The following is a 5,858-nucleotide window of genomic DNA, read 5'->3' as shown; positions in this document are numbered from 1 at the left end:
GGCTGCCGTCGCCGCCGGTGATCGTGGTGGCGCCGTAGGGCGAACCGCCGGTGACCTCGTCCAGCTTCATCTGGCCGGCGAAACCATAGTTCAGGCCGACAACCGTCATGCCGAAATGCAGCAGGTTGGTGATGATCGAGAACAGCGTCGTCTCCTGGCCGCCATGCTGGGTCGCGGTCGCGGTGAAGGCGCCGCCGACCTTGCCGTGCAGGGCGCCCTTGGCCCAGAGCCCACCGGCCTGGTCCAGGAAGTTCGCCATCTGCGAGGCCATCCGGCCGAAGCGGGTGCCGGTGCCGACGATGATCGCGTCGTAATTGGCAAGGTCCGCGATCTCCGCGATCGGCGCGGCCTGGTCGACCTTGTAATACGAGGCTTTCGCGACTTCCGCCGGCACCAGCTCGGGCACGCGCTTGATGTCGACGGTGGCGCCGGCTTCGCGCGCGCCTTCGGCGACGGCATTGGCCATCGCTTCGATGTGGCCGTAGGCGGAATAATACAGGACGAGAACTTTGGTCATGGTGGTCTCCGTTGGGATTGAGTGAGGGGCGTGATTGGTTGCTTTGATCGTCAAGCCGCGTCGACGAGCACGAGCTCTGAATCTTCGAGCGCCGTGATCTTCAGTTTCTCCTCGTCGCGGATCGCGACGCCGTCGCGGGCATTGACGCGCACGCCGTTGATCTCGACCGCGCCCGCCGCGGGCACGAGGTAAAGGTGCCGCGACTTCTGCGGCTCGTACTCCGCGCTCTCGCCGGCCTTCAGCGTGGTGGCGAGCACCCGCGCATCGGCGCGGATCGGCAGCGCGTCGGTGTCACCTGCGATCCCGCTGGCGATGGTGACGAGCTTGCCGGAGCGGTCCGACTTCGGGAACGGCTTCGAACCCCAGGTCGGCTGTCCGCCACGCAGCGTCGGCTCGATCCAGATCTGGAAGATCCGCGTCTTGCTCGGCTCCAGATTGTACTCGGAGTGGCGGATACCGCTGCCGGCGCTCATCACCTGGACGTCGCCCGCTTCAGTGCGTCCCTCGTTGCCGAGGCTGTCCTGGTGGGTGATGGCGCCCTCGCGCACATAGGTGATGATTTCCATGTTGGCGTGGGGATGGGCGGGAAAGCCGGTGTTCGGCGCGATCTCGTCGTCATTCCACACCCGCAGCGCGCCGTGACCCATGTTGTTGGGGTCGTAGTGGCCACCGAACGAGAAATGATGTTTTGCTTTCAGCCAGCCGTGATCGGCGCCGCCGAGTTTTGCGTAAGGTCTGAGTTCGATCATTTGCGTAATCCTTGTTGGAGTGGGGGGCGCCTGGATCAGGCGCCGAACCCGCCGTCGACGTTGAGCACCGTGCCGGTGACGAAGGAGGCTTCCGGGCTGGCGAGGAACACCACGCCGGCGGCGACCTCCTCGGGACGGCCGAAGCGCTGCAGCGCGTGCTGCTTGCGCTGGGCTTCCGCGAAGTCGCGGTCGTCGTCCGGATTCATGTCGGTGTTGATCGAGCCGGGCTGCACGACGTTGACGGTGATGCCGCGCGGGCCGAGGTCGCGTGCCGCGCCCTTGGTGTAGCCGACGACGGCCGCCTTGGTGGCGACGTAGTCGGCCAGGCCGGGGAACGAGGCGCGGTCGGCGAGCATGGAGCCGACCGTGACGATGCGGCCGCCGTCACCCATCAACTGCGAGGCAGCGCGGATCGCCGCGATCACGCCATGCACGTTGACCTGGTCCTGCCGTTCCAGCGCATCGGTGTCGGCCTTGGCATCGTCGGTCGCGCCGCCGGCGGCAACGCCGGCATTGTTGACGAGAATGTCGAGATGGCCGAATTCCCTGGCGACATCGTTGACGAGCTTGGTGACGTCCTTGGCGGAGGCCTGGTCCGCCTTGAAGGCGCGGGCCTTGACGCCCCTGGCCTTCAATTCGGTGACGACGGCCTCGGCCTTGTCGGGCGAAGCGACATAGCTGATGGCGACGTCGGCGCCTTCATCGGCGAGAGCGCGGGCCGAGGCGGCGCCGATGCCGCGCGAGCCGCCGGTGACGAGGGCAACCTTGCCTGAGAGCTTCTTGGTCATTGGATTTCTCCAGTCCGTGGGTTTGCGATTGACCCTTGGATAAGCCTCCGCTTGTGGTATAGAAATAGAAACTGTTGAAACCTATTGTTTCCTAAAACACCCTGTTGGACCGACGCATATGGCAAAACTCCCGGATTTCGAGGCGCTCGCGATTTTCGCAAAAGTCGTGGAATTACGGTCGTTTGCGGGGGCCGCCAGCGAGCTTGCGATGTCCAAGGCGACGGTCTCCAAGGCGGTCACCCGGCTGGAGGAGCGGCTCGGCGCGCGCCTGTTCAACCGCACCTCGCGCCGGCTGGCGCTGACCGACGCCGGGCACAAGCTCGCCGAGCGCGCCACGCGCCTGCTGGTCGATGGTGAGGCCGCGGAGAACGAGGCGCTGGCGCAATCGGTGGCGCCGCGCGGCCTGGTGCGGCTCGCCGTGCCCATGACGTTCGGCATCAAGGCGGTGGCGCCGCTGCTGCCGGAGTTCTTCGAAACCTATCCGGAGGTCTCGGTCGATCTGCACTTAAGCGATGCGACCATCGATTTGATCGGCGAGGGCTTTGACATGGCGGTGCGGATCGCGCGGTTGCCGGATTCCTCGCTGATCGCGCGGCGGCTCTTCACCATGCCGCGCTTCACGGTAGCCGCGCCGTCCTATCTCAAGAAACACGGCCGGCCGACGCATCCGATGCATCTGGCCGAGCACAAATGCTTCGCTTACGCCTATCTCTCGACGCCCAACGTCTGGCACTACACCAATTCCGCCGGCGAGCAGGCCAGCGTCCGCCCCGGCGGCCAGCTTCGCGTCAACAATGGCGAGGCCGTGATGCCGGCGCTGATCGCGGGCCTCGGCATCGCCGAGCTGCCCGAGTTTATCGTCGGCGAAGCGATCTCGTCAGGCGAAGTGGAAGTGATCCTGAAAGACTGGAAACAGGCCGAAGGCGCCGTGCACCTCGTCACGCCGCCCGGCGGCCCGCGGCCGGCCCGCGTCGAAGCCCTCGGCGATTTTCTCGCAGCCAAGCTGCCGGGCACCTGCAAGCGGCGGCCGAAGAGAGGTGCCAAAGCCGGGTAGATCCTCCGGTGGGCTCGCTTCGCTTTGCCCACCCTACAAGATCTCGCTAATCTGTCCTCCGCGCAGGCTGCCGTAGGGTGGGCAAAGCGAAGCGTGCCCACGACTTTGTCTGAGGGAATCGCAAGTGTCTCGGTATCGGCGGGCATATGGCAGCACGTTCTTCTTCACGGTCGTGCTTGCCGATCGTTCGAGCACTCTACTCGTGGAGCAGGTTGATCGCCTGAGGCGAATTTATCGGACCGTCCAGCAACGCCGCCCTTTCGAGACGATCGCCATTTGCATCTTGCCCGATCATCTCCATGCCGTTTGGTCGCTTCCAGACGGCGATGTCGATTTTTCATCGCGTTGGAATCTGATCAAAGGCGGATTTTCGCGTGGCTTGGAGGCTGGGGTGCCTTCAATAAGCAAATTGAAGAAGCGCGAGAAAGGCATCTGGCAACGTCGCTACTGGGAGCACGCGATTCGCGATGACGCGGATTTGGAGCGGCACGTTGACTACATCCATTTCAATCCGGTGAAGCATGGACTCGTCACACGGGTGCGCGATTGGTCGCTCAGCAGCTTCCATCGCTACGTCAAGCAGGGGATGCTTCCTGCGGATTGGGGCGGGGACATGCGGGACATTGCGGGGCAATTTGGCGAATGATCGTGGGCACGGCGCGCGAAGAGCGCGCCTTTGCCCACCCTACGAAACCTCGCTAGTCTCTCGTTTGAGCAAGCCACCGTAGGGTGCGCAAAGCGAAGCGTGCCCACGTCTTCGCCTGATGGGCGGCCTACGACACCTTCACCCCATCCCGCGCGACAATCCGCAAGTTCGGCTTCAGCGTCTCCTCCAGCTGCGTCTTCAATTGATGCACCCGCGGGTCGCTCGATCGCGCTGCGCACACCGCGTATTGATGGACCGATTGCGCCAGCGCGCGCCGGGCTTCCGGCGTTCGCGTCAATTCGGGCCTCGAAAGCCGCAGCACGATCGCTGCGAGATTGACCAGCATCTCGTCCACGGCAAGGTCGATGGTCGCAAGATTCCGCATCACTCACTCCCTCGGCAGGGCAACAACGGCTTCAGGGATGCGTTCCTGACCGGGCCCGACATGGTCAATGCTTCGTTAACGCCTTGTTCTTGCCGCGCGGCACGCTAGGCTGGCGAGACAAAAGAAAATCGGGGGGAGGGGACCATGATGGATCGACGCGATCTCTTGCGTGCCGCGGCGGCATTGCCGTTGTTGCGGGTGGTCTTGCCGGACGAGGCCTTCGCGCAGGCCTATCCGGTGCGCAACATCACCATGATCGTGCCCTTTCCGGCCGGCGGCCAGGCCGATCTTGCCGCGCGCCCGGTGGCGATGGCGCTGGAACGGATCCTCGGCAAGCCCGTCATCGTCGACAACCGCGCCGGAGGCGGTGGCGGATCGGTCGGCAATGCCGCGGCGGCGCGCGCCGAGCCCGACGGCTACACGCTGCTGATGACGCTGTCCTCGCTCGCGGTGCTCCCCGAGGCCGACCGGTTGTTCGACCGTCCCGCCGCCTATGAAGTCTCGCAGTTCATGCCGATCGCGCGCGTCCTGGCCGATCCGACGCTGCTCGCGGTGCCGGCCTCGGCGCCATGGAAGACGGCGCAGGATTTCGTCGAGGATGCGAAGAAGCGGCCCGGCCAGATCACCTATGGCTCGTCAGGGCCTTACGGCACCCTGCATGTGGCGATGGAGATGTTTGCGAGCAGCGCCGACATCAAGTTGCTGCACGTTCCGTTTCGCGGCGCCGGTCCGGCGCTGACAGCGCTGCTCAGCGGCACCGTGCAGGCGATCGCCGCCGCACCGGGGACGCTGAAGCCGCAAGTCGACGACGGCAAGCTGCGCGTGCTCGGCAATTGCGGCGCAAAGCGCATCGCGAGCTTTCCCGACGTGCCGACCTTCCAGGAGCTCGGTTACAAGGACGTCGAGATGTACATCTGGGCCGGCCTGTTCGCGCAGAGCTCGCTGCCGGCACCGGTCGCCAGCCGCCTGCGCGAGGCGATGGCGCAGGTGATGACGAGCCCTGATGTCCTCAAGGCCTTCGAGACCTCGGGCAGCCTCGTCGCCTATCAGGATGCACCGGCCTTCTCGGAGTTCGTCGCGGCCGACAGTACCCGGCTGATTGCGGCAGTGAAGAAGATCGGCAAGGTGGAGTAAGTTCCGGCGGCGCATTCACATTTTTTTGTTGGGTCAGAACCTGCCCGCGTCTCATTGATTGGTCAAAATCGGAGAGACTCGGGAAGGATTGAGACATGCGAACAGAGCGGATTGCGCTGGGTGTGGCGCTTGCGATCGGCGGCATCGTCGCGCAGGGCGCAGCATTCGCCGACGAATATCGCGGAACCATGGAACAGCAGATGGCCTGCACGCCGGATGTGTGGCGCCTGTGCAGCGACCAGATTCCGGACGTGAGCCGCATCACGGCCTGCTTGCAGCAGAACACACCGCAGCTCTCGAGCGGATGCCGCGCGGTGTTCCAATCCAATAACCAGATGCCGCCGCAACAGCAGGCCCCGCGCAACCGCGCTGCACCGCCGCCGCGTTACAACAACAGTGCGCCTCCGCCCGCGCAGCCGCGGCCTTACGATGACGACGATTAGCGCTCGCTGACGCAGGGCGCGCCGCTGCCGGCGCGACGATGCGGTCACATTGCCTCGTTCAGCGCTGGCGCTCGCTGTCCGATTCCGGTCGATGTCCAAGCACCATCCGCAGGACGACGCCGAAGAGAATGGCGGCGACTGG

The 5,858-nt window shown here is 65.0% G+C and carries 8 protein-coding genes; 4 read left to right on the top strand and 4 right to left on the bottom strand.

The genetic code is table 11. The features are described from left to right. From wrbA to PMI42_RS36935, 3 genes are all read right to left on the bottom strand, one after another. Positions 1-517, bottom strand: a 517-nt coding sequence (wrbA, locus tag PMI42_RS36945; RefSeq protein ID WP_008145069.1) for an NAD(P)H:quinone oxidoreductase, incomplete at its 3' end; no start/stop codon positions are given. Between the two features lie 50 nt (positions 518-567). Beyond that, on the bottom strand, positions 568-1,266 hold the full coding sequence (locus PMI42_RS36940; protein ID WP_008145068.1) for a pirin family protein: 699 nt from the start codon (positions 1,264-1,266) through the stop codon (positions 568-570). 35 nt (positions 1,267-1,301) lie between these two features. Further along, on the bottom strand, positions 1,302-2,054 hold the full coding sequence (locus PMI42_RS36935) for an SDR family NAD(P)-dependent oxidoreductase (protein WP_008145066.1): 753 nt from the start codon (positions 2,052-2,054) through the stop codon (positions 1,302-1,304). A gap of 118 nt (positions 2,055-2,172) precedes the next feature. On the opposite strand from PMI42_RS36935, the gene PMI42_RS36930 reads away from it, so the two are divergent. Together PMI42_RS36930 and PMI42_RS36925 are read left to right on the top strand one after the other, a co-directional pair. Next, a complete protein-coding gene (locus PMI42_RS36930; protein ID WP_008145063.1) occupies positions 2,173-3,108 on the top strand; it encodes a LysR family transcriptional regulator in 936 nt (311 codons plus the stop codon). A 124-nt stretch (positions 3,109-3,232) separates the two neighbouring features. After that, positions 3,233-3,754 (top strand): REP-associated tyrosine transposase, encoded by a 522-nt coding sequence (locus tag PMI42_RS36925; protein ID WP_035968086.1) that lies wholly within the window; start codon positions 3,233-3,235, stop codon positions 3,752-3,754. Positions 3,755-3,881: 127 nt separating this feature from the next. Here the strand turns inward: PMI42_RS36925 and PMI42_RS36920 are convergent, their stop codons facing one another. Continuing rightward, positions 3,882-4,139, bottom strand: a complete 258-nt coding sequence (locus PMI42_RS36920; RefSeq protein ID WP_008145059.1) for a hypothetical protein — start codon at positions 4,137-4,139, stop codon at positions 3,882-3,884. A gap of 147 nt (positions 4,140-4,286) precedes the next feature. On the opposite strand from PMI42_RS36920, the gene PMI42_RS36915 reads away from it, so the two are divergent. Both PMI42_RS36915 and PMI42_RS36910 read left to right on the top strand, forming a co-directional pair. Continuing rightward, entirely contained in the window at positions 4,287-5,273 is a 987-nt protein-coding gene (locus PMI42_RS36915; RefSeq protein ID WP_035968089.1) for a tripartite tricarboxylate transporter substrate binding protein, read from the top strand. Between the two features lie 95 nt (positions 5,274-5,368). Then, positions 5,369-5,716, top strand: a complete 348-nt coding sequence (locus tag PMI42_RS36910; protein ID WP_008145056.1) for a hypothetical protein — start codon at positions 5,369-5,371, stop codon at positions 5,714-5,716. The last annotated feature ends 142 nt before the right edge of the window (positions 5,717-5,858 follow it).

The sequence above is a fragment of the Bradyrhizobium sp. YR681 genome (genome assembly GCF_000282615.1).
Taxonomy (GTDB): Bacteria; Pseudomonadota; Alphaproteobacteria; order Rhizobiales; family Xanthobacteraceae; genus Bradyrhizobium.
This window is presented reverse-complemented; position numbering and strand designations above follow the sequence as displayed.

What these genes read in the sequence shown, in the direction of transcription:
- PMI42_RS36920 (WP_008145059.1), bottom strand. Translation starts at nt 4,139, where the DNA reads ATGCGGAATCTTGCGACCATCGACCTTGCCGTGGACGAGATGCTGGTC.
- PMI42_RS36915 (WP_035968089.1), top strand. Translation starts at nt 4,287, where the DNA reads ATGGATCGACGCGATCTCTTGCGTGCCGCGGCGGCATTGCCGTTGTTG.
- PMI42_RS36935 (WP_008145066.1), bottom strand. Translation starts at nt 2,054, where the DNA reads ATGACCAAGAAGCTCTCAGGCAAGGTTGCCCTCGTCACCGGCGGCTCG.
- PMI42_RS36930 (WP_008145063.1), top strand. Translation starts at nt 2,173, where the DNA reads ATGGCAAAACTCCCGGATTTCGAGGCGCTCGCGATTTTCGCAAAAGTC.
- PMI42_RS36910 (WP_008145056.1), top strand. Translation starts at nt 5,369, where the DNA reads ATGCGAACAGAGCGGATTGCGCTGGGTGTGGCGCTTGCGATCGGCGGC.
- PMI42_RS36940 (WP_008145068.1), bottom strand. Translation starts at nt 1,266, where the DNA reads ATGATCGAACTCAGACCTTACGCAAAACTCGGCGGCGCCGATCACGGC.